This is a genomic window from Paenibacillus sp. FSL H8-0260 (assembly GCF_045040625.1).
Classification (GTDB): domain Bacteria; phylum Bacillota; class Bacilli; order Paenibacillales; family Paenibacillaceae; genus Paenibacillus_AQ; species Paenibacillus_AQ odorifer.
The window spans coordinates 4,388,019-4,410,744 of sequence record NZ_CP150298.1; the positions used below are offsets into that span (position 1 = coordinate 4,388,019).

Genomic DNA, 22,726 nt, shown 5'->3' on the forward strand with positions numbered 1-22,726 from the left:
TTCCTAGTATTCTACATCTTTACCTATAAACTTGAATTGAAGGAATGAGATAAATCCGATAATCGCTGCTAGAACTAATGATTGTGCCGCTGCCTCACCAAACTCAAAATATGTGAACGCATTGTTAAAGATTAACAAACCTACCATTGTTGTTGCATGGTCTGGTCCACCGCCTGTCATAAGATAAGCGTTTTGGAATACTTGGAAGGAACCGATAACACCCGTAACAAGTAGGAATAGCGTTGTTGGCTTAAGGAAAGGGACAACGATAAACCAAAGCTTTTGCAGGAAAGACGCGCCATCAATTTCAGCTGCTTCATAATAGCTGTTATCAATAGCGAGTAATGCGGCTATATAAATAATAATTGCTGTACCATGACTTGATAACCATGACATTAACACAAGTGAGAACATTGCAGTTGCACTGGAACCAAGCCAGTTTTGATTTTCAATACCTAAAAAACTCACGAGCTTATTGGCAATACCTGATTTTAAAGGATCGAAGATCCACAGCCACACAACAGAAAGCGCTACACCAGATGCTACGGCTGGCAAGTAATATAGTGCTTTAAAGATCGTTTGTGTTTTTTTCTTGAAAGGAATAATCAAAATTGAAATTAAAAATGACAGAAGAATATTAAACGGAACAGTTAATAGCGTATATACTAACGTGTTTTTCAGCGCTTTCCAGAAAAGTTCATCTGAAAACGAGTTAACGAAGTTATCCATGCCGACAAAAGTGGATCCTAATGGACCATATTTTTGTAAGCTGATAATAAAAGCATTGATGACTGGATATGCGGTAAATAAAGAAAACGCAATAAGTGCTACTGCGATAAACGCGTATCCCCAACCTGAGTCACTTTCGAGCTTCGATTTTTTTCTTTTAGTCAACGTTTGATTCATTGGGTCGCACCTCTCTTCTAAAAACAGTACAAGCTCTAGCTAATTTAGAAGGAAAGCTGTACGTTCTAGCTACGCACAGCTTTCACATGTCAGCCTACGACAGACTAGTCAACTACAATACCATCTTTACCGAAAGATTTAATTGCAGCCGCTTTAACTGCATCATACATTTCTTGTGGAGCAATCTCATTTGCAAGTAAGGCTTGTAGTTTAGGAATAATAACTTCTGTTTCAATTTTTAATGCTTCAGCAGCCAGATCAGTAGGAATATCTGTACGAGCCGGAAGCGCTTTTGCCATCATAGCTTTACCTGCAGCAACGTTATCTTCGTTACGAGGGAATTTTTCAAGTACTTCTGCATTACGTGCAGATTCAGTAATTGGTGATAAGAACAGCTCATTACTGTAGTTAGCAGCAATTGAGCCAGAAGACAAGAAATTCGTTGCTAGGGCAATATTTTTGATGTGCTCTTCAGATGGAGCTTTTTTACCACGAAGTGCGATATAACCATCAACGATTGAAGTAGGGACATAATCGGCACCGTTGAATGTTGGGACTGGAAGTGAAATATAATCAACTTCAATAGAATCTGCAACAGCTGAACCATCGTTCGCTTTAATCTTCTCATTGTTTAGACGAGCAGAGTTTTCAAATGCAGATAAACCTTTACCTGTGATCATCGTTTGGCCCGTTAGGAACATGTTCCACCGTTTGCCAGCATCGATAGAGCTTAGCTCTTTAGGCATAGAACCATCGTTGATCATTTCGCGAATAGATGTAAGTAGACCCAAGAAGTTTTTGCTTGTATACGTATATTTAAGATCTTTATCGAAGTAATCTGGTAAACCTGCAGTTTTAGCAAGAATAGCTAGATAGTCTTTAGATGCTACACCAGATGTTGCGAACACGAAACCATAACGAGTAGTTTCACCTTTATCATTTTTCACTACGCCTTTAGAAATTGCATTACGGAACTCTTCATAAGTCCAACCGTTTTGCTGAATGCTTTTCCAATCAATTCCGGCTTCTTCAAGGAATTGTTTGTTACCACCGATAGTGTGGATTTCCATATATGCTGGTAGGCCGTATTGAGCGTCACCTAGTTGGAAATATTTCAATGGAACTTCGTCATAATCGGCCTTGGCTTCATCAGAAAGGGCACCGTTAAGGTCGATTAGTACATTAAGTGCTGCATATTTCGAAATTCCTGAAGCACCGATAAAAGCAATATCTGGAGGAGAACCTGCATTTACTTGAGTATCAAGTTTTTGCGTCATATCTTCCCAGCTCGCTGGTTCGATTTTCAAAGTCAAGTTAGGATGTAGTGTATTAAATTCTTTTTCCATATCAGCAAAACGTGTTTGATAGTTCGCTGATATCGGAGGTAAAAGTGCTGTAATCGTATCCTTTTTAGGCTCAGAACCACCGTTACTAGTTCCTGTATTACCGGAATCTGTAGAAGTTGTAGCGTTATTTCCGTTTCCTCCGCAAGCCGATAAGAGTGATACCATCATGATTCCTGACAAAAACAGAGTTAATCCACGTGATCTTTTTTTCATCGAAAACAGCCTCCTCAATTATTAATAGCATCCATCCTGTTATTCCACTTTTCACACCTAAACCAATGATGCGATTGCCTGTTTCAAGCGTCCTCCGTTTGCGTTAAGTACTTGTTCTGCTTCTTTTGCATCTAACCCCGATTTAATCATCATAATTGCCAGCTTACAGTTCATAGATGCTTTATCAAGTGTTTCTGCGGCGGTTGATGTATCTACACCAGTCGTGTTCATGATGATACGAATCGAGCGATCTACGAGCTTAAAATTACTAGCCTTCAGATCAACCATCAAGTTGTTGTACGTTTTTCCTAACTTGACCATTGTGCATGTTGTCAGCATATTAAGCACCAACTTCTGAGCAGTTCCTGCCTTTAATCGAGTCGAACCGCTAATGACCTCAGGTCCTACAACAGGTGTTATACAAACATCTACAATGGGTTCGAACTTTGAGCCTCTGTTGTTACAAACACCGATAGTGGCTGCTCCAAGTTCCTTTGCTTTCGCTAAAGCTGCAATAACGTAGTTTGCACTACCGCTTGCCGAAATCCCAATAAGTACATCTTTGTTTGTTACACCAATGCTTTCGATTAATGCGATCCCTTCATCCATATCGTCTTCACAGCCTTCAACCGCAGTACGCAAAGCAATATCACCACCAGCGATATAGCCCTGCACCAAGGAAGGATCTGTACCAAAGGTAGGAGGACATTCGGAAGCATCCAGAACACCTAATCTTCCTGATGAGCCAGCTCCTATGTAAAACATTCTTCCACCATTAGACAACCTATGATGTAGAATATCTACCGCCTTTGCAATCTGCGGAATCTCCTCAGTTATAGCTCTGGGGACCAGTGCATCTTGTTGATTCATTAACTGGATCATTTCTTCCGTAGTACATTCATCAATCATTAATGTGTCTGGATTCACAGCCTCTGTTGTCAATCCCGCAAGGTAGTCATTCATAGCCATCCTCCTTCTTCCCAGTCTCAATCTGTCACCTAGTTAACAAAACGTGTTATATTAACTTACAATTATTATGCTCTTATACTAATACAACACCATCGCTTCGTCAATAGATTTTGAAATATAATTTCATAAAGAAATTAAATTCTGATGTTTTATTTCATTCCTTACATACTATGTTATACCACATTTATAAAGCGCTTACAAGATACAATTTAAATTTTTACCAATTGCTTTGATCGCTATGGCTCTAAGGTTAAAGCGATTTAAAAAAATGTATTATTTGCTGATTATCGCTCCAAACGAAACATAAAGTTACATCATCCGCGTTCAACCGGATGATGTTTCGTCTTCGATTCCATTCATTTTCTTCCTCATTATTGTGTGCCAAGCTATTAATTATTGAATTAAACTACTTATTATATTCATTAGATCAACGTATTCATCATGTAGATAATCTGACATGGATTGATATGTAGTACATTTTAGTACACGAATTAGCGAATGAAATACAAAAAAAAGGAAAGCATTGATCCATGATCAATGCTTTCCTTCACATTCATTCTATCAGAACCTAATTTCTAAGTTTTTTCTTTAATATATTATGCGTTTTTGTTAAGTAGGTTTTTACTTCTTCATATTCTGCACTTGCGACACCAGCAAATAATATGTCGATGATCGTAAGCATCGCAATACGTGAGCCCATAGCCCCACTGCGGATTGTTATCTCAGGTGTGGATATGCTCAGTACAATATCCGCCCGCTCCGCAAGCTCACTTTTATTGTACTTCGTAATCGCAATACATTTCGCTCTATTCTTTTGGGCAATTTCCAGTGCATCAATAATATCACTAGTTGCTCCAGAGTTAGAAATGAAAATGGCAACATCATCTTTCTCAAGTAAAGTTGCTGCCGTGAGCTGACTATGACCATCTGTGTAGGCATGACACATCTTATTAATTCGCGAGAACTTCTGTTCCCCGTCCATACAAACGAGTCCCGAAGCACCTATTCCAAAGAAAACAATTCGCTTACTATGACATAGTAATTCTACAGCTCTTGTAATTTCTTTTCGATCAATAACACTAAGCGTATCCTCAATGGACTTGCAATTATTCAATGAAATATTTGATATAATTGTCGAGAGATCATCACCTGGCTGAATATCTGTATATTGAGCCTTTGAATCCTCATCACGAGAACCCAAAGATGCCGATATACTCACAATAAAATTGCGGTATCCGCTGTAACCCATCGTCTTACAGAAACGAAGGACAGATGCATCGCTTGTCTTACTCGATTGAGCCAATTCCTTAATCGACAAATGAGGGATCTCTTCCGTATTTTCTAAAATGTAATCTCCGACCAATCGTTCAACTGGTGTAAAACTCTCTCGCATATCACGAATTTTAATTAATACGTTGTCATTTAGACTCATAATCTACCTACTCTAGATTTAATTAACACCTTTATTAATATCATAAACAATATAAACAACCTATTTCAATAACAAAATACGTTTCGGCATATCAAAGCTAATATTAATTAATCTATTAAAATCATCCTACTCTTAGGTCATCTGGTGACTTTACGTTGATTATAGCGTAATAAAGTTGTAAGGTATAGTCGATAATTATATACTTTCTGATATGGTGAAACAAGGGACCACAAAGGTCCCCGAAGATTCTTTCTATTGTTCTCAGCATACGTAATACGCATGTATTTTTAAATTTTACTGCCGTCTAAATATGACTCGATTTGTCAACGACATTCTTTGATGTAGCACCGTACTTGAACCATTTAATTTGCTAGCAAGCTGCATTAATTCAGTCAAGAACACCGGCATGGCCGCTACACTTAATAATAGTGCAATGATTAATACGAATGCTACCTGTATAAGTGTCGTTACGCCCGAAGGAATCAACGCGGCGCAGGTGATCCAACATCCCCTTCAAGCTCGTTATACCGCATCATCAGGAATATGCTGTAATCAACGCCCAGGGCTGCAATCATAATGAAGCTGAAAAATGGAACGATCCAGCTCAAGATTTCACTGATTCCAAGAGAAGTAAGTACACTAGCACCAAGGAAGCAATAATGAACAGAGAACTGGACACAGAGCGCGTAATGACTATTAGCACAATTATGATTCCGACCAGCATAATCACGGCTGTACGTACAAAGTCATCCTGTGAAATATTCTGCAAATCAGCATTGGTTGCAGTTGTTCCTGTTAAGGCTGCTTGCACTCCTTGCAAGTCGCTGCAATCTATTGGCATTCCAAAAGCTGTCTGCAAGTTCTTCTTCGAGCTCAAGCGAATACAGTAACTCACCTTCTTCCATCATTTTAGCGAACATCTTCAAAGGGCCATATACAGTGCAGATCAATGCCATGGAAGGCAGGGGGCGTAACAATTTCTCCTCCTTACCTGATTTGTCTATATCTAGAATGAATTTTAATAAATGACCGAATATTGCTTTGCTATGTTCGTCTAAGTAATATCCATCTTCATGCAAGCCTTTCTTTTGCGATTTTTTTGCGCAAGAAATAAAGAGTTCTTTATAATGTAATAATGTACATAAAGACGGATTTGGAGGGAAATAAATGGCAAGTCGTAAATGGGTATTAATCATAGACGATGAAGATGATTTAGCGCGTCTGATGAAGGCTGTTTTACATAAAGAAGGTGTTCCAGACGTTGTAACTGCCGGGACCGTTGCAGAGGGTTGGGACAAGTTTCAGGAGTATAAGCCTGAGCTTATATTGCTAGATATTATGCTCCCAGATGGAGAAGGATATGACTTATGCAGAAAAATTCGGGAAACATCAAATGCACCCATCTTATTTATGTCTGCAAAAGACGAGGAAATTAATAAGCTGTTAGGACTGGCGATAGGTGGCGATGATTATATTACTAAACCGTTCAGTCCGAAAGAAGTCGCTTACCGGGTAAAGGCACAACTGAGAAGAGCTGGCTTTACAGAAGAAAAAAAAGCTCCGAAAAGCTTACAAGCTGGCCCCTTTGAGCTTAGTGCCAATGAGACAGAATTAAAAAAGAATGGCGAGGTCCTCGTGCTAACCGCCAAAGAAGTCGGTTTAATGAGCTGTTTTATGCATCATCCCAATCAGATTCTAAGCAAAGAAACCTTGTTTGGACAGGCGTGGGGTGAGGACTTTTTTGGTTCCGATAATACAGTGATGGTACATATTCGGCGCTTACGCGAAAAAATTGAGGCAGACCCTTCAAATCCTTCCTTTATTTTGACGGTTAAAGGGTTAGGTTATAAATTAAATACCAAGGAGTGAGACTAGTTGAAATGGAAATTGACACTCCGCTTTTTAAGATCGGTTATGACTATTGTTGTGATCGTTGGTATTGTAAACGCGATTTTGTTCCTTTCCTTATTCGTTATAAAGGTAAATAATAATAACTTTGGCACTGAAGAAGCATCTGCAGAAACCTTTAGCCGAACCTTTTCACAATACGTAGAATTACAGGCTGGCAAACCTGTTGTGAATGAAGAAGGTCTCAAAAAACTACAAGAAATGAGCGCCTGGGTACAATTCTTGAATGACCAAGGGGAGCAAGCAGCTGCCTTTTATACCCCTAAAGAATTGAAAACAGAGTATTCTCCTATTGAAATTGTACAAATGTATAAATATAAAGAATTAGATGCACGCACGACGGTTTTTGTCAGCGAAGCCCAACATTTCAGTTACTTTTTAGGGATTAATAATCCTAAAATAGGCCGCTACGTAATGACCTATGACTACGCTAAAATTTTCAAAGATGTTAATGTTTTTCTTTCCATTTTTTTAATCGTTGATGTGCTTATTGTAATCCTCATTGGATTTCTATTTGGGAAAAAGTTAACTGCACCCCTTCATACATTAATAGAGGGTATTCAACAGCTCAGGGAACGACGTTTTAAGAAAATGCCTACTCCCAAAGGTGTTTATGAAGATGTTTTTCGTAATATGAATGAACTATCTGAAAAGCTCGATCGACATGAAGAGGAACGTAAACGCCTCGATCAAATGCGTGAGGAATGGATTAGCAATGTTTCACATGACATGAAGACACCACTTGCTTCTATTCAAGGTTATGCAGAATTTATTAACGACAGTGCCACAGATCTAACGGCCCAAGAATTACAGGAATACACGTCAATTATCAAGAGTAAATCGATGTATATGAAAGATCTGTTAGATGACCTCAATTTAACGACACGTTTGCGTAATCACCAGCTATCCCTGCAATTTGAAGAGGTGAATCTCGTTCAGTTTCTACGAGAAATGACGATTGAACTTTTAAATGACCCGACCTTTGGTGAACGGCAGATAGAGTTTGAGGCGAATATGGCTAAAGCAATGCATAAAGTAGATAAAAAATTACTAAAACGAGCGATCCTTAACTTGATCTACAACGCGCTGGTGCATAACGATGAAAGTGTCGTGGTGAAGATTCGAGTGGATACAGGTCCAGAATCTCATACCCGAATTTCGATTTCTGATAATGGTCATGGAATTCCAGCTAAAGATCTGGAACAGATTTTCGAACGCTACTATCGGGGTACAAACACAACGAGTAAGCATGGTACTGGTTTAGGAATGGCCATCGCAAGAGACATTATTTGGGCTCATGAGGGGAAACTCGATATGACGAGCATTGAGAATACCGGAACCACCATTACTATACTTTTATAATACAAATGCCTTACTTACTCATTAGGCAGAGAAAAGGGCTGTGCTCCATTACCTTTATTGGAGACAGCCCTTCTTCAATTTATTAGTTTTTTATTGCTTTTAGCGGAATATCCTCTACCTTCACTTCATCATATGAGGAGACTTGATCACCTTTTTTTACATACATTTTTAAGTAGGCGCCTTTACGAAGATTTTTTTGTGCATTAAATTCCAGTGGAATTGTATTACCTTTGGCATTTGTAGCTTCTAGTGTATAGGAATAGGAAGTCATCACTGTACCATCACTCAGTTTATATTCATGGGGTTCCCCATCCTCTGTAATTTGTAAATAATAATTTTCGGCATTCATGCGATTGAAATCAATCTTTGCTAGAGCAAAGACACCTACAACCCCAACAACAAACAAAATACCCATAGTAATTAGAAATTTTTTCATCTCAATCATCCTTCTGTTCTATTATTTAGTGTGATAATACGATTGTATGAAGCTACGGTTAAGAAATAATACAACCCATAAATTAGGGTATAAGCAATCATCCAGAGCAACACTGGCTTTGCTAAATCTATCATCAGTAGACTAGAGAATGCTTTTAAAGCCACTACACTATGCAATAACCCTACTATAAGCGGTACAACAAAGATAACGAATACCTGTGACGCAATGGATTTCCGCATTTCTTTTGCACTGACACCCATTTTATGCAGCATATTGTACTGTGCTTTATCTTCTTCTGCCTCAGTTAAAACTTTAAAGTAAATGATACTGCCTGTTGCAGCCAGAAATACGAGTCCAAGGAAACTTCCTATAAAAAGTAGAGAACCCACACTTTCCAAGCTTGTTTGGTAATCTTGAGGCCTGCTTGAAAATAGCGCTTCTTCAGGTAATTGGTTTGCAATTTTTGCAGATAAATCCACAGAGGCATCCTCTACCCCAAGAACACGATAGCGTAGCACTTCTCCATCATTCCGTAATACTTTATACTGTTCATCCGAGACTACAACTGTTATACCTGCTGTACCTGCATTTAATACGGTTTGTGTTTTAAAGCTTTGGAATGTGAGTGGATGGCCGTTGCCTGTTGTTATAGTTTTTCCTGTATACATAGGTGAGAACCTTTTGTTATATCCGATATCTAAAATAACCGCGTAGCCATCCTTTACATTTAATTTTTCTTTATGCTGTACATTTGCTAAGTTGTTGTATGTTTTTTCATTGATAACTGTATACCCTCTTTTATCAGAGCTATCGAACGAGGATCGCGAGTTTAATTCTTTCGTATGAAATGTAATGGATAGCGTTTCGATATTTTCATCGTATTTTGTAGCTGGCAGTACAGCACTTACTTGTTTATCCATTTCTGCATCTGTTAATTGATACATAAAGGTATTCGGATTAATCGTTTTTGCCGAGTCGTTCGTATTGTAATACAGGCTATAGACCGCTCCACCGGCAGTTACTGTTGTAGCACTCAACACAGCAATCACAGTTAATGTACGTGCATTCCCACGGATACGATAGAGCAGCTGCGAAATGGTTATTACATGAAGGCCCTTCCACAGCCACTTTTCATTTTTCTTAATCATTGCTAACAGAAAGCCAGTCACACTGTGGAACAATAAAAATGTACCCACAATTACCGTTGTTAAAATAATTAATACGGTCATGAGAAATCCGATTTTTGCCCATACCTTAGAAGTGAAAAGGTCCTGCATTGCAAGCCAATAGCCCAAGACAATAAGTAACACTCCAAGAACAGCTACTATCATAGATGGTTTAGGCGCCACTTCTCCCTTTTTGGAAGCATGAAATAAATCAATCAGCTTAAATTGATAGATCAAGCGATAGCCTTGAAACGATGTCACTAAGAAAATAACCAGAAATACGATAGCCGTGTTCATCGCTGCCGCCATTGAAAAAGTAAAGGGTGCTACAACGTCATAACCCATTAAATGAATCAAAATCGTCATAAATCCTTTTGAACAAAGGAAGCCAAATACAATCCCTACTATTAAAGAGAATAATCCTAATAATAAATTTTCAAAAAAGAGCATAAAACCTATTTGACGATTACGTACCCCCAGCAACGCATACAGTGCGACTTCTTTTTTACGTCTTTTCATAAAAAATGAATTGGAATAAGCTATAAATATGAACACGAAAAAGATAAGAATGACTGCCGCTCCACTCATTAGGGAACCCAGTTTTTGGGATGAAGCCGTCTGTTCTGCTATCGTATCACTATATTTTAAGGTCACAAATGTAAAGTAAATGATGATACTAAACACCATCGATGCGATGTATAAAAAATATTGCGAGAAGTTTCTGGCTATATTTTTTCTTGCTAGACTAAATAACGTCATCTACCTCACCCCCAATGGCCGCATGAACATCTAAGATCTCTTGGAAGAAGGCTTTGCGTGTCTGATCACGACGATAGATTTCTGTTGAAAATGAACCATCCTTGATGAAAATGATCCGGCGGCAGAAGCTTGCGGCAAAGGCATCATGGGTCACCATCATAATGGTCGAATTGTTATTTTCATTTAAAGTACTTAAGCTTTCCAATAAATCTGTTGCTGATTTAGAGTCAAGTGCACCTGTTGGTTCATCAGCCAAAATCAGTGCTGGCTCTGTCACGAGCGCTCTAGCCGCAGCGGTTCTTTGCTTTTGACCCCCAGAGATTTGGTAAGGATATTTCCCCAGTAAATCTTCAATCCCAAATACTTTAGAGATCTGAGTCACAAGGTGATTAATTTTCTTCGCTGGAATTTTAGCAATCGCCAGGGGAAGCAATATGTTCTCCTTTACCGTCAAGGAATCGAGTAAATTGTAATCTTGAAAGATGAACCCGAGATGTTCACGCCGGAAGTCTGACAAAGCTGCTTCCTTCAGATCATGAATACTCTTGTTCTTCATATATATCTTTCCTTCTGTTGGAGAATCTATGGTTGCTAACAAATTTAGCAAGGTTGATTTTCCCGCTCCGGAAGGTCCCATAATCCCTACAAACTCACCTTCATGAATGTCAAAAGACACGTTTTCCAACGCTGTGTAAGCAGCACTTAACTTCCCGTACACTTTTTTTACGTTTTCTACTTTTAATAATGGTTCCATTCATTTCACCTCATAATTTGCTGATACTTATACTATAGGCACCGAACCTTACAGCAAATTCATGCCAACCTTACAACAAGCTTAAATCTACAAAAAAAAGATACCCTGTAGCCATTTAAGACTACGGAGTATCCCTTTGCTATTGAATAGCATTCATTTTTTTCTGGTTGTATATAAATCAGAAGCTTCATCAAAGTAAAAGCGGCGTTTTTGTTTGCCAAACACGACTAATATAACATGAACGAACAATACGATCGTTAAAATGAGAGAGGTCAATCCAGCACCTAGCGTTAAGAATATAGATGCCTTATAAAATGGAGAATCCATTGATATTTCCACATTATTCAACGTTTTCGCAATGACTGTTATGAAGTACATCGCGTAAATGGCACCAAAGCGTTTAAATAATCGCTTGTTCGTTTCCACTCGACTTATTTTACTGTCATAGCGATAACGCATTATTTTCGTACCGATTGTCGATCCATTCCAAATCATCGGAATAATAAAAAAGGTTACAGAAAGTGTAATGGTGCTCGCAATAAATTCACTAACAATATTAACGTTGGTCATACTCAACACAACTTTAACTACTAGGTTGCTGATAAATAGATCAATAATAACAGCCAGTAACACAGACATCCCTCTTACTTCATCAAGTGCTAATAATCTTTCCGCTTTCTCCTTAATTTTCTTTTTTGACGGGAATAACGCCAACACAGCTGGAGCAATAAAGAACCCCAGTACACCGCCAGTAGTATTTAACAATAAATCATCCACATCAAAAATACGATAAGGGCAATTATAAATCCCGTAAATGCCGGTTACCTGTGTTATCTCATAAAATAAAGTTAATAAGAACGTGAAGCCTAGAGCTTTCTTCCAATATTTCTTATCTTGAAAAAAGTATCGCAGATAAACACCAAAAGGTAATAATAGCAAGAAATTAAAAAACGCTTGATAGAATGAGGGTTGGCTAAATAATAGCCTATAAGTTGCAGGCTGTGATAACACGATGCCACTATTCCCAAAGGTGCCCACTATAAATTGAAATGGCATAAGTGAATAATGTTGTGTACCCGGTTTTTGAAGAGAACAAGTGTTACGCATTTCCGGCAACGGCAACAATACTAAAAATAACGCTGCTAGAAAGTAAAAGATAAACGAAAACGAAATTAACGTGGTAGAAAAGGGAAGGTAATTATATTTTCTATAGGTATAAATGAGCCATGGGATAAATAAGGCAAATGCTAAAACCACAAAAAAGATCGCTGCCACAAAGATCGGTTGAGTATATGCTGACATTTCTAGTTCACACCCCAAAATGATTTAGTATTCATATTAACCATAAAACTGATTCTAATTCAACTGGAGTTGGAACATTTTATCAAATTTAAGGATCCTGTAATGTTGGCATCAATTTAATGTAAGGTTCGCAACTTATACTGACTCCTAGGCAAATAAAAATATTTTCAAAGGAGCACTATTAATGAATCCCTCCATTTCGCAAAAAGAAAGAATCATTTCACTCGACATCATTCGCGGACTTGCTCTTTTTGGCATTCTGCTTATAAATGTTGGAGCCTTTAAAGTTATTATGGAAGGAGATCCCTTACCAGACTATAGTGGCATTAATGGAATCATCCATAGCTTGATAATCATCTTCGTACAAAAAAAGTTCTTTTCTATTTTTTCATTCCTATTTGGTGTAGGTCTATACATTTTCGCCTCAAGAGCCGAAAGCCGGGGAGATAAACCCAGATGGCGTATGGCTAGACGTTTACTAATCCTTTTGCTGCTGGGAATCATTCATGTATTTATCTTTTGGGGAACCATTCTGCCCGCATATGCCATTATCGGATTGTTTCTGATCCCTTTTTATCACACAACGGTTTCTACACTTAAAAAGTGGCTTATGGGTATGACATCCATTTACATCATTTCCTTAGTGGTAAAAATATTCCTGCCTTCTCAAGGGGCAATCTCATCTATTCTTGATATTTTTTCTAATGACGCTATACAAATCTTTATTATGTTTTTAGCTGGTTTTTTAACCGCAAAGTCAGGTTGGCTGACACACATACAAGGATTAACAAGACCCATTAGATGGATTCAAATGGTATCATTTCTGTTGTTCATTGGTTTTTCACTATGGATTTGGAACGCTTCTCAAAATGGGAACAGCAATGTAGATTCAGTTACGGGCTTAGGATCTCTCCCAACCACTTTGTTCTACTTAACAACATTATTTCTACTATTAGAAAATAAACAAATGGTGAAATTCCTGAAACCCATATCACGGGTGGGTCAAATGGCGTTTACAAATTATGTAGCACAAAGCATTATAGGGACGGCAATCATTTCAATGATAGGTCTCGAAGTCGTTTCACCAAAAGATATTCTCTACATCGCAGTTCTGATTTATATGATTCAAATCATTTTTAGCACCATTTGGTTCAAGTTTTTTTCCATGGGCCCTTTAGAAAAGGTTTGGCGCTTGATGACCTATGGAACAAGGCCTGCAATCAAACGATAAAAGCTTCGCTTTCCTCGCCTCAATTCAAGTCGGAATTTCTTATCTAAACCCAAAAACCCCTTTTAAAAAGGGGTTTTTGGGTTTAAGCGCTTTAACTTTTAGGCGACAGATCACAACATGAACTTTAAGAATTAGAGAATTAAGTCCAAAGCATCCTGCGAAATCCACACTTTATCTTTAATCATTACTGTCAGCACATTTAGTTTCGTTGTTTTGCCATCCTGAATGGCGATATTTTTATCTATAGGCAGCTTGAGAACTTGGCCTGCTTTTTTCACTACAACCACCGGATTAGTCTTATCGGTCTTATCTAGGGTAATCGTAGCTCCTTTGGCCTTGAATTTATCACTGGATACGTACAGTGTATCCTGAAGCTGCGCCAGATTGAGTCCGGTCACTTCTTGAATATACTTATTCACATCCGTATTCTGGATTACACCGCTGTTCATGAAATCGGTCGGTTTAAAATTAGCCGGATGGTAGGCGAACAATCCAACTTCTTCCGATGTGTGATCATCCGTAGAGAAGGTTACACCTATTTTATCCCCCAAAATTTTACCGATGACTGGCGAAAGGTTGTCCTGCATTCCCAATCTGACTTGATCCGCTTCTTCTTTGGTTAGATCACTAAGTCCATAATTATCCGCAAGGACCTTTTTAAAATTGCTCTCATTAATACTGCCTTCAATGTAATAACTGGTGTGCTTCGCTTTCTTCAGCACGGAGATTAGGTCTTTGGTAGAATCATAGTTCGTCATATTGAGCCCGCCGGTAGCATGATCCGAAACCGATAAGACTGCTGTATTCCCGTCCTTTTCTGCAAAATCAACAGCGGCTTTGAAGGCTTTATCAAACGCTAAGGTCTCACTCATAATCCCCACTGGATCGTTATCATGACCATACCAGTCAATCTGGCTTGCTTCGACCATCAGAATAAAACCATTCTCGTTCTGTGACAACTTCTCTATCGCTACATTGGTCATTTCGGCAAGGCTCGGTTGCTTTTGCGGGTTCAGGTCAAAATCAGCATCCAGTGCTTCGGGGTTGAATAGTCCCCAGATTTTATTCGTTTTAGAATTCATTAAACCTGCTTTATCCGTTACGTATTCATACCCATTTGATTTCAGGATTTTGGTTAAATCTTCTCCGTCCTTGCGGTTAATGTCTTCTTTGCCGGGTACCAAATACCCGGAACCGCCCCCAAGTAGAACATCTACACCACTATAGACCATCTGTTCTGCAATAGACTGCGCATTGTCACGCGTGTATGCATGACTTAAAAATGTAGCCGGTGTCGCATCCGTTAATTCACAAGTGAATACCGTTCCTGTACTTTTCCCTGCCATTCTCGCTGCATCCATAAGGGTAGGCAGAGGTTTGTTCATGTCCTCTGGTTTAACTGCGCTTACGAAAGGCATCGTTATTCGGTCTGGAAGTATGGATACCGTCTCACTCTTAACCTTATGGCCTGTGGCATAAGCCGTAGCTCCCGCAGCGGAATCTGTGGTCAGTGAATCCGTAGAATAGGTTCTCACCAGCCCGCTGAAATACTTATCCATCGCAAGCGCCTGACCTCCCTGATACCATCTGGCCAAGTTCACATCGGATAAGCTCATCCCATCCGTAATAAACAGGATTACGTTTTTGACAGATTTGTTGGTAGGAGCATCAGAGTTATTGGCGCCATCGGCGTAGGATGTTCCGTTGCCTGCTGCAAGCAGACTGCAAACCATAACTGTACTGCAAATTCTCCCGATAACCTTTTTGCGCATTTGAATCCTCCTCTAGCAGATTTTGTTAAGTACGTTACTAGTTTAAAGGAGGATTGTTTGCGGGAGCAGCACCTATTCTCTTATTTTATATTAAATTCTATGCATATTTTGTCTTGACCTGTGCTACTGATATTTGTAAAAAAGGGGCGCCCTAGGGGCACCCTTTGCATTATTATTGTCTTATTACGAGGACATCTCGAGGCGCTCTACCCGTGCTTTGAATTTGGGAAATTTCGGAGCTTGTAAGGATACGGTCTACCAATATCAACGAAGATGTGACATTGTTAAAGTTAAAATTATTCAAGTTCGCTACGTTTTGGCTGCCACGGAATACACGGAACGATCCCTGAAAGTTAATTCGCGAAAATAGTACAAGCGTTACTTGAGAGCTCTGCACAACATTTCTGAGACGGAAACTCGAGAGAACGTTGTTAAACCGAAACGCTCCAAGATCACGAACCGCAACTCCTCCACGTCTGAATCGAATCCGGCGATTGGTAAAATTAGTACCCGACCAAAGAGTAAGACGTATATCACTGTTAGCCAACTAAATCAACTCCTTCTCTGAGATTGATATAGTCTATTACTAACTTCAAAGAACGGTACAAGACAAATACAGTTGCACAAATGATTGTTTTTCAGATTTCCCTACGGTGGTATTATCCAAATCACCGGGTCGAGCCTCGGATATGTTAGCAGCCGAAGTGATTTTCCAGTTATATTCATCTACCTATTAGACGCTTTCTTATACGTTAGGAGCGAATATGAAAAAAATAACTCAAACATTCGGGTATTTAGGTAGTACAATGTTGGCTGCAGCTTTACTGTCATGGATCTGTGTATTTTTGATTCACGGCTTACCTGGGGTCTATGTATGGATGGCACTTAAATTTATCATCCCAATTCTAGGTTTCGTAGGACCCACCCCAAACCCTCTTGCCGATTCTGCTCATGATCTGGTAAAAAGTGAAGCTATCTTTTGGAGGAGTTACCCTAGGAGGAATGGACAGCTTCAACAACTATGAAAAAAAGACGTTAACGGATGCCTAAGCTCCGTCAACGCCTCCTCTATCCATTCATTGCATTCCTGCCTCTGCTGGAAGCGAATTATTTCTTGTCCCCACTGCTTTAATCACGAAATTGTAGGCTTTAGCAGAATCTATGCCGTTTAATGTATAACTGTAACTCGTCTGACCGCTTACCGTCGGCACATACACGCTCCAATTTGTGCTGACTTTATCATTTTTCTCGTAAATCCGGTAACCTCGCACAGGCTCAGAGCTATTTGCTGGCGCTTTCCACGAAAGAACTGCACGGTTCCCTGACTGTCTTACTGCACTTGGATTTTCTACAATGCCGGGTTTGACGTCAGTCCGTTTAATACTGTAAGCATCATAGACGGCAAGAGGTTTATCTTTAACAGCTGTGTAGGATGTGAATTTCAGCACGTCGCTTGTAATGGAAACATCCACGAACATTTTCTTATTGGGCTGGTCGTTTTTTGCTGCAAAAAAAGTGTCTGCATCTGGATTAATGGCATAAAATTTCGAAGCGGCCGAGTTGCCCATCAGATACACGGCCCCTTTGGGATTCAGCACATTTCCTTGCTCATCGGTAATAACATTCTTAATCGGAACGTTGTTCAGCATTTGAAAAGACCTCATATACATATGGTCATGTCCCTCAAATACCATATCCACACCCAGCTCATCAAATACAGGAATTAGATATTTCCGGTAAAATTCTACCCGGTCGCTTTCTGCCGAAGCATTATCCCCTGAAGAATACGCTCCCTTATGCATCGAGACGAATTTCCACTTCTTGTCGGTCTTTGCCACTTGATTCCGCATCCATTCCAATTGCTTCGTGAACTGAATATCCGCTTTATACGGCTTAACCTCCCCTTCGTACTGGGAATTGATCTGCATAAACAGGGCATCACCGTATTCGAAAGCATATACCGACCCGTCATGAGCGCCCGTCCCGACATCTTTTGGAAGATTAAAATGGTTATAGAAGTTGTTATTCGGATAATCCTCTATCTCATGGTTGCCGATAATCGGTGCAAATGGCACATTGGCAAATTCTTTTTTCGGCACACCTAAGAACCACTGCCACAACTGCTCCAGATCACCGTCATCCGTTAGATCCCCAGTAAGAAGAACAAACTTGGGATCTACCGTTTTCTCAATAGCTCTCTTAAAAGTATCCTGCCACAGATCGAAATTCGATTTACTTGAGCCTTGGGTGTCGGTTACATAGAGGAAATGGAAATCCTGATTATCCGCCTTGTCCGTGGTAAAAGAACCCGCCTCGCTCCAGCCGTCCGCATCACCGTTACCGGCCCGGTAGATATACTTAGTTCCAGGCTTAAGACCGCTTGCAATAACCTTGTGGCTAGCGAACTTTTTATACTTTTTGGAGCTTCTGTCTCCTGATGTCATTAAGGTTTCAATAACTGTTACGCTGCCCTCATAAGAAGCTGCCAGTTGTTCCGGGAACTCGCTTCCTCCCGCATTGGCGGCCTCCACTACTTGCACTACTGTACCTCTGACGGTTTCGGCTGTATACCAGTCAAAGGCAATACTTGTCTTCGGGTCTCCATTAAAAGTCATGTTCAGCAGCGTTGGTGTTTTGATGCCGGTATCCGGAGACTTCGTCTTAAAGCTCCAGGTAATATCGTTCTCAGGTGTCCGGCCATCCGTAGTCCCCTTAACAAGCTCTTTAGGGACGGTCACGTTGTAAGTTTTGCCGGCAGTGAAAGTAGGGTGGCTGACTTTGACTGTGTCTTGACCGAGGAGTGAAGCAGAAATGTTGGTAAGAGGAAGATTGTTTTCTGTGATTACAACTTGATAACTACTGTCGAGACTGATGGCTTTGTTAAACTTCACGGTGATCTCTGCGTTAAGGGGAACATCTGCAGCCCCTGAAGCGGGAGTTTTGCTTACCTCAAGTGTAGGAGTGTCCCCAGGTTCACCGCTGCTGCGTGTTCCTTTAATTATCACATCTTTGATTCTGCTTGAGCCTGAGTTGGACACCGTTCCCCCGCTTACGCTTTTCGCAGAGTTTACCACCCAGCGGATATAGAGTACATCTTGATTGTTTGTTCCGGCAGGTAAAGCGAGGTTAGTTAATTTGCAGGAATTATTGGAACAATTAAAATTGTTCTGGGCTAGAACAAGGTTGCCGCCCGTAACATCTGTCCATTCCTGTTGATCTATACTGTATTGCACCTTAAAATCCCTGGGTCCTGTACTTGAAGAGGTTTGCTGGGAAGAGAGGAAGATACCTTCGAAGCCTTTGGTAGAAAGCGTGGCAAGCCAGTATTTTAGGCCCGTTCCTTCATGCCAGCCCTGGTTGCGTACGCTGTTCTCACTTGACTCATAGGTGTACGCATCCGTATTAGTTCCTACATCACGAATGGATGAAGACGTCTGATATACCCCGCCGGTAGCCGGAAATACACCGTTTTCGCCTTTGTCTTTAAAAATCCACTGGGCAATCGTTTCCTGAGCTGCAGTTGCTTCACTTACAAGGTCTTCCTCAATTTCTTCCCTTCCTGCTGAGACAAAACCGGTCAATTCCACGGCAAGCAGCAAACCTATAACCATTAGACTGATTACCTTGTAAAATCTATTTTTGAGATAAGATTGGTTGTTATCCATTCAGCCCATCTCCCTCTTCCTTAATCTCACCTATCATCGAACCGCCGTCTCCGAGAAGAACGGCGGTTCTGCCCTTACCTTCCGGTTATTGGAGTTCCCAGTCGGTGACTTGAAGGATTGCCGAATCTGCACCCTTCAGGTCTGTCTCTCCCATGTTCAGCAAATTGCTCCACTGCTTCACACGGTTCTTGCCGTTAGGCGGAGAGTTGTACTCATTAGTATCCACAATCTTGGTCCGTTCTTTATAAAATTTGGTCATAAAAGTCTTCTCATCCGTGCTGCTTCCGGATTTACCCAAAAGCCCTTGAAGGGTCTCGGAGCCGCCGGTAGCTCCATGGTTCAGCGCTGCATCCACGAAGGAACCAATAGTTAATGCCGAGTTAAAGCCGCGTTTGCGGGCCTGCTCCACACTGTATTTAATATAGATATTGTAGAACGTTTTCCACATAGCCTCTCTCCACTCGGGATCATTTTGCAAATTGCCGATTTTTCTGCAGAAGCTCTCTTCGCTTTCATTGATTTCGAGGATCTTCCCTTTCATCGAACCCTTAACACCGATCCGGGCCAATGCGCCTTTAACCGAAGGATTACTCGCGCCTTTGGCAGCGTCATATGCCTTGAACAGATCCGGACCGTCGGGACCGGTATCATTTGAGCCGCCTGTAGTCGCACCGAATATTCCAATCGTATACCCGCGGTCATCATCAATATCTTCACAATATCCGTAAAAATCGATCCAGTTCAGATCGTCCTGCTCCGGTTTGTTGACAAGCATCATAATATTGTTCCACTGCTCACCATCCAGACCTGTGTTGTCACGCAAGAATTGAAGTGTTGCCGGTGAGAAATTAGAATCAGGGTTCCCTGCCGCATAACTTTTCTGTTGAGATGTTTTGGACAGACAGCCATAAGAAAAAATCATTGAAAAACTGAGCAGAATCATCAATGAAAATTTCATCTTCTTGGAAACCTTACTCTTCGTTGAATTTAGCACCGCAATCTCTCCTTTAATTGAATAGTTTAAGCGCTTTAACTTTAAGTGGCAGTGAACCTTATCCCTAACTTATCTGAGCATGACAGCCCTCCTTTTACCAACACTTGGTAAATTCAATTCAAGCTTATCTCAAAAACTTTGTCCAAACAGCACGTATTTTCTTGTAAATATTAATTTTTATACATATGTTGCTACAAACCATAGATTAAGTCTACAATCCTCTTAGGAGGTGCTGAATGAAACCGGTATTTTATGAGTCTACTCTTTTTGACATCAGCCGCAAGAAACAGGTATACACCAGCATGCCTTCAAGACACTATCATGATGCATATGAGATTCTGTATTTAATATCCGGGGATTTTTATTATTTTATAGGGGACAGAACTTACCAGGTTGCGGGCGGAACACTGCTATTTATGGATATTCACGAAATGCACAAACTGGTCAATTCCGGCTGCAATATGTATGAACGGGTTACACTCCTGTTTAAAAAAGAATTCCTGCAGCATTTCTGCACCGGCAGTCAATGTGAGGAACTGCTCGAATTGTTCAAAAGTGATTACCGTGCTTTGAAGATGACCGGGATGGATCAATATTTCATCGAACAGCTTTTTCAGAAAATGATCCAGGAGGGGAAGAAGCAAGCCCGCGGATATGAACAGTACCAACAAATATTATTGGTGGAGCTGCTCCTCTATCTTAATCGTAAACTATTTGACAGCCGCGTAGCTTCATTTGTAGAATCCAATCGTACACATAAGAAAGTCCTGGACATCGTTAATTATGTAAATCAACATTATATGGAACCGCTCAAGCTCTGTGAGATTTCACGGCAATTCGACATAAGCTCTTCCTACCTTTGCCGCACTTTTAAAGAATCCACCGGGTTCAGCTTCATTGAATATATCAATAACATCCGCATTAAAAAAGCGCGTGATTTGCTGGTTGGCTCTTCTTTTAATGTTACTGAAATTGCGGGAATGGTTGGGTTCGATAACACCTCCCACTTTGGACGAACCTTCAAATTAATAATGGGCATCTCGCCGCTCTGCTTCCGCAAACAATTTAAGTCTTAATAACAAATCACTGGAATACGTCAAGACATTTCATCAAGCCGAACAAATTGCAAGTTTCTTGCCTGTAGTTGGTTTAGCACTTCTTCTAAAGCTTGCAGCATAAAATAAGGAGCATGCCGGTCCGCGCCCGCAGTCTCTCCGCTGTCGTGAAGTAAAACAACGGAGCCATCGGTGATTCCACCTAATAAAATGGCCTGCATCCGGGTTTGACAGGCCCGGATGTTCCAGTCACTCGCCTTCAGCGACCATAGAACAATTCGATACTGCTTGTGCCGAAAGAAATCAAATAGATTGATTAATCCCCAGGGTGGACGGTAATGATTGGGTCTGATTCCGACAATAGACTCTATAATATCAGCGGAGCGTTCCAGATGTTCTCGCCTAATCGTACTGGGCAGCATCAGCCAATTAGAGGTATGGCAGTAATTATGGATGCCAATCTGATGGCCTTCCCGATCCATCCTTCTGATCAGATCTGGATACTGCTCCGCTCGCGCTCCAAGCACGAAAAAAGTAGCCTTCACTTGATGTAACTTCAATAAATCCAGCAATTCCGGCGTATATTTCGGATGTGGCCCATCATCAAAAGTGAATGCCACCTGTTTTTCTACCGTTCCTTTGCGAAAAACACCAAAGCCGCTCACTCGCGTAATCAAACTTGGAATAAACATGTAAAGAGTAGCGGCACATAGTATTCCTCCTATCAGATATGTAAGTATGATTACACCTCCTTATAACAAGCATAAGACCTATCCAGAGTAGTTCTGTCCGGGTGAAAATCGATTTTTCAGTGAGGCGCGTGAATGGATCAGTAACATCGGGACCAGTTGCTCTGTTCGCCGATTGATTCTTTGTCTCCCTTCAGGATGCATGGCAGACAGCAGCAATCGAAGATAGATGGTGGTGATGCGTTCGAAAACGCCGGACTTTATATTTTGTTGTTCAAAGCCAAGACCGTGCGTTAATCCCCGATGGAGCAGTGTAATCCCCAATAAAGCCTTGACCTGCCTGAACTCGGACTGCGATTCGAAGGCTTCGTTGATTTGCTGCATTGATTTGCGCAGCATGCGAGCCGTTTGCAGTGCGGCACGATCCGATCCTTCGGACCGGATCAACTTCAGGATTCTTTCATTGTCGAGGTGGAGTTCTCCCACCCACTCTCCCTGATTGATGACCGTGGCGTCTTGGCATACAATAGGCTGTCCCCGGTGCTTTTTTAGCATCACGGTACATATACCAAAGCGTGACTTATGCGATCCGCGAAAATGTGAAAGCAACGCAAAAGCTTTTTCCCACATCATCCAGACGGACTGCACCGTGGTTTTACGTATTTTGAAACCCAACTCATTCACCATCCTTAAAACGGTTATTGTCTCTCATTTCATCCATTGTACCTAACGAAACTTTCTTTTTTCTTAACGTCTACTTATATTTG

At 40.6% G+C, this 22,726-nt stretch carries 18 protein-coding genes and 1 pseudogene; 4 read left to right on the plus strand and 15 right to left on the minus strand.

Annotated features, from left to right (window positions below):
• Window positions 1-3: 3 nt before the first annotated feature.
• The 6 genes and pseudogenes from MHI51_RS19545 to MHI51_RS19570 form a co-directional block, all read right to left on the minus strand.
• Complete coding sequence (locus MHI51_RS19545; protein WP_405173192.1) at window positions 4-906, minus strand: carbohydrate ABC transporter permease; 903 nt, start codon at window positions 904-906, stop codon at window positions 4-6.
• 104 nt (window positions 907-1,010) lie between these two features.
• On the minus strand, window positions 1,011-2,465 hold the full coding sequence (locus MHI51_RS19550; RefSeq protein WP_076190768.1) for an ABC transporter substrate-binding protein: 1,455 nt from the start codon (window positions 2,463-2,465) through the stop codon (window positions 1,011-1,013).
• 57 nt (window positions 2,466-2,522) lie between these two features.
• A complete protein-coding gene (gene murQ / locus MHI51_RS19555) occupies window positions 2,523-3,428 on the minus strand; it encodes an N-acetylmuramic acid 6-phosphate etherase (protein ID WP_076217895.1) in 906 nt (301 codons plus the stop codon).
• Window positions 3,429-4,002: 574 nt separating this feature from the next.
• A complete protein-coding gene (locus MHI51_RS19560) occupies window positions 4,003-4,866 on the minus strand; it encodes a MurR/RpiR family transcriptional regulator (protein ID WP_042129113.1) in 864 nt (287 codons plus the stop codon).
• A gap of 294 nt (window positions 4,867-5,160) precedes the next feature.
• Window positions 5,161-5,692: pseudogene (locus MHI51_RS19565) on the minus strand (MMPL family transporter); the annotation flags it as partial.
• Window positions 5,637-6,062: a hypothetical protein gene (locus tag MHI51_RS19570; protein ID WP_081386402.1), complete on the minus strand. Its 426-nt coding sequence runs from the start codon at window positions 6,060-6,062 to the stop codon at window positions 5,637-5,639. The gene MHI51_RS19570 and the pseudogene MHI51_RS19565, both read right to left, overlap by 56 nt.
• Here MHI51_RS19570 and MHI51_RS19575 point away from each other — a divergent pair.
• Together MHI51_RS19575 and MHI51_RS19580 are read left to right on the plus strand one after the other, a co-directional pair.
• Window positions 6,034-6,735: a response regulator transcription factor gene (locus MHI51_RS19575; protein ID WP_076276163.1), complete on the plus strand. Its 702-nt coding sequence runs from the start codon at window positions 6,034-6,036 to the stop codon at window positions 6,733-6,735. The genes MHI51_RS19570 and MHI51_RS19575 overlap by 29 nt on opposite strands.
• A 6-nt stretch (window positions 6,736-6,741) precedes the next feature.
• On the plus strand, window positions 6,742-8,136 hold the full coding sequence (locus MHI51_RS19580; RefSeq protein WP_341003118.1) for a HAMP domain-containing sensor histidine kinase: 1,395 nt from the start codon (window positions 6,742-6,744) through the stop codon (window positions 8,134-8,136).
• An 82-nt stretch (window positions 8,137-8,218) separates the two neighbouring features.
• Here MHI51_RS19580 and MHI51_RS19585 read toward each other — a convergent pair whose 3' ends face one another.
• From MHI51_RS19585 to MHI51_RS19600, 4 genes are all read right to left on the minus strand, one after another.
• The gene (locus MHI51_RS19585; RefSeq protein ID WP_076276161.1) at window positions 8,219-8,572 is read right to left on the minus strand and encodes a YxeA family protein; all 354 of its coding nucleotides are present in this window, start codon (window positions 8,570-8,572) and stop codon (window positions 8,219-8,221) included.
• Between the two features lie 5 nt (window positions 8,573-8,577).
• The gene (locus tag MHI51_RS19590; RefSeq protein ID WP_405173193.1) at window positions 8,578-10,497 is read right to left on the minus strand and encodes an FtsX-like permease family protein; all 1,920 of its coding nucleotides are present in this window, start codon (window positions 10,495-10,497) and stop codon (window positions 8,578-8,580) included.
• On the minus strand, window positions 10,484-11,251 hold the full coding sequence (locus MHI51_RS19595; RefSeq protein WP_038572078.1) for an ABC transporter ATP-binding protein: 768 nt from the start codon (window positions 11,249-11,251) through the stop codon (window positions 10,484-10,486). Before MHI51_RS19595 ends, MHI51_RS19590 begins: the two co-directional genes overlap by 14 nt.
• A gap of 153 nt (window positions 11,252-11,404) precedes the next feature.
• Window positions 11,405-12,553: a VanZ family protein gene (locus MHI51_RS19600; protein ID WP_340394033.1), complete on the minus strand. Its 1,149-nt coding sequence runs from the start codon at window positions 12,551-12,553 to the stop codon at window positions 11,405-11,407.
• A 184-nt stretch (window positions 12,554-12,737) separates the two neighbouring features.
• Between MHI51_RS19600 and MHI51_RS19605 the strand changes: the two genes are divergently transcribed.
• Window positions 12,738-13,784, plus strand: a complete 1,047-nt coding sequence (locus MHI51_RS19605) for a DUF418 domain-containing protein (RefSeq protein WP_340394035.1) — start codon at window positions 12,738-12,740, stop codon at window positions 13,782-13,784.
• Between the two features lie 131 nt (window positions 13,785-13,915).
• Here the strand turns inward: MHI51_RS19605 and MHI51_RS19610 are convergent, their stop codons facing one another.
• The 3 genes from MHI51_RS19610 to MHI51_RS19620 form a co-directional block, all read right to left on the minus strand.
• Window positions 13,916-15,556, minus strand: a complete 1,641-nt coding sequence (locus MHI51_RS19610; RefSeq protein ID WP_076182857.1) for an alkaline phosphatase — start codon at window positions 15,554-15,556, stop codon at window positions 13,916-13,918.
• A 1,076-nt stretch (window positions 15,557-16,632) separates the two neighbouring features.
• Entirely contained in the window at window positions 16,633-19,221 is a 2,589-nt protein-coding gene (locus tag MHI51_RS19615) for a metallophosphoesterase (RefSeq protein ID WP_405173194.1), read from the minus strand.
• A gap of 85 nt (window positions 19,222-19,306) precedes the next feature.
• The gene (locus MHI51_RS19620) at window positions 19,307-20,179 is read right to left on the minus strand and encodes a chitosanase (RefSeq protein ID WP_076281846.1); all 873 of its coding nucleotides are present in this window, start codon (window positions 20,177-20,179) and stop codon (window positions 19,307-19,309) included.
• Window positions 20,180-20,451: 272 nt separating this feature from the next.
• Here MHI51_RS19620 and MHI51_RS19625 point away from each other — a divergent pair, with 272 nt between their 5' ends.
• Window positions 20,452-21,291: an AraC family transcriptional regulator gene (locus MHI51_RS19625; RefSeq protein WP_076217885.1), complete on the plus strand. Its 840-nt coding sequence runs from the start codon at window positions 20,452-20,454 to the stop codon at window positions 21,289-21,291.
• A gap of 20 nt (window positions 21,292-21,311) precedes the next feature.
• Here the strand turns inward: MHI51_RS19625 and MHI51_RS19630 are convergent, their stop codons facing one another.
• Window positions 21,312-21,962, minus strand: a complete 651-nt coding sequence (locus MHI51_RS19630; RefSeq protein WP_175617280.1) for a polysaccharide deacetylase family protein — start codon at window positions 21,960-21,962, stop codon at window positions 21,312-21,314.
• Window positions 21,963-22,040: 78 nt separating this feature from the next.
• Window positions 22,041-22,646 carry a YkoP family protein gene (locus tag MHI51_RS19635; protein ID WP_081388925.1) on the minus strand — a complete coding sequence of 202 codons (606 nt, stop codon included), beginning with the start codon at window positions 22,644-22,646 and terminating at the stop codon, window positions 22,041-22,043.
• Between the last annotated feature and the right edge of the window lie 80 nt (window positions 22,647-22,726).

Coding starts and splice junctions, on each gene's coding strand:
- MHI51_RS19620 (WP_076281846.1), bottom strand. CDS start 20,179: ATGAAATTTTCATTGATGATTCTGCTCAGTTTTTCAATGATTTTTTCT.
- MHI51_RS19550 (WP_076190768.1), bottom strand. CDS start 2,465: ATGAAAAAAAGATCACGTGGATTAACTCTGTTTTTGTCAGGAATCATG.
- MHI51_RS19560 (WP_042129113.1), bottom strand. CDS start 4,866: ATGAGTCTAAATGACAACGTATTAATTAAAATTCGTGATATGCGAGAG.
- MHI51_RS19625 (WP_076217885.1), top strand. CDS start 20,452: ATGAAACCGGTATTTTATGAGTCTACTCTTTTTGACATCAGCCGCAAG.
- MHI51_RS19590 (WP_405173193.1), bottom strand. CDS start 10,497: ATGACGTTATTTAGTCTAGCAAGAAAAAATATAGCCAGAAACTTCTCG.
- MHI51_RS19630 (WP_175617280.1), bottom strand. CDS start 21,962: ATGTTTATTCCAAGTTTGATTACGCGAGTGAGCGGCTTTGGTGTTTTT.
- MHI51_RS19615 (WP_405173194.1), bottom strand. CDS start 19,221: ATGGATAACAACCAATCTTATCTCAAAAATAGATTTTACAAGGTAATC.
- MHI51_RS19605 (WP_340394035.1), top strand. CDS start 12,738: ATGAATCCCTCCATTTCGCAAAAAGAAAGAATCATTTCACTCGACATC.
- MHI51_RS19575 (WP_076276163.1), top strand. CDS start 6,034: ATGGCAAGTCGTAAATGGGTATTAATCATAGACGATGAAGATGATTTA.
- MHI51_RS19595 (WP_038572078.1), bottom strand. CDS start 11,251: ATGGAACCATTATTAAAAGTAGAAAACGTAAAAAAAGTGTACGGGAAG.
- MHI51_RS19610 (WP_076182857.1), bottom strand. CDS start 15,556: ATGCGCAAAAAGGTTATCGGGAGAATTTGCAGTACAGTTATGGTTTGC.
- MHI51_RS19585 (WP_076276161.1), bottom strand. CDS start 8,572: ATGAAAAAATTTCTAATTACTATGGGTATTTTGTTTGTTGTTGGGGTT.
- murQ (WP_076217895.1), bottom strand. CDS start 3,428: ATGAATGACTACCTTGCGGGATTGACAACAGAGGCTGTGAATCCAGAC.
- MHI51_RS19570 (WP_081386402.1), bottom strand. CDS start 6,062: ATGATTAATACCCATTTACGACTTGCCATTTATTTCCCTCCAAATCCG.
- MHI51_RS19545 (WP_405173192.1), bottom strand. CDS start 906: ATGAATCAAACGTTGACTAAAAGAAAAAAATCGAAGCTCGAAAGTGAC.
- MHI51_RS19635 (WP_081388925.1), bottom strand. CDS start 22,646: ATGGTGAATGAGTTGGGTTTCAAAATACGTAAAACCACGGTGCAGTCC.
- MHI51_RS19600 (WP_340394033.1), bottom strand. CDS start 12,553: ATGTCAGCATATACTCAACCGATCTTTGTGGCAGCGATCTTTTTTGTG.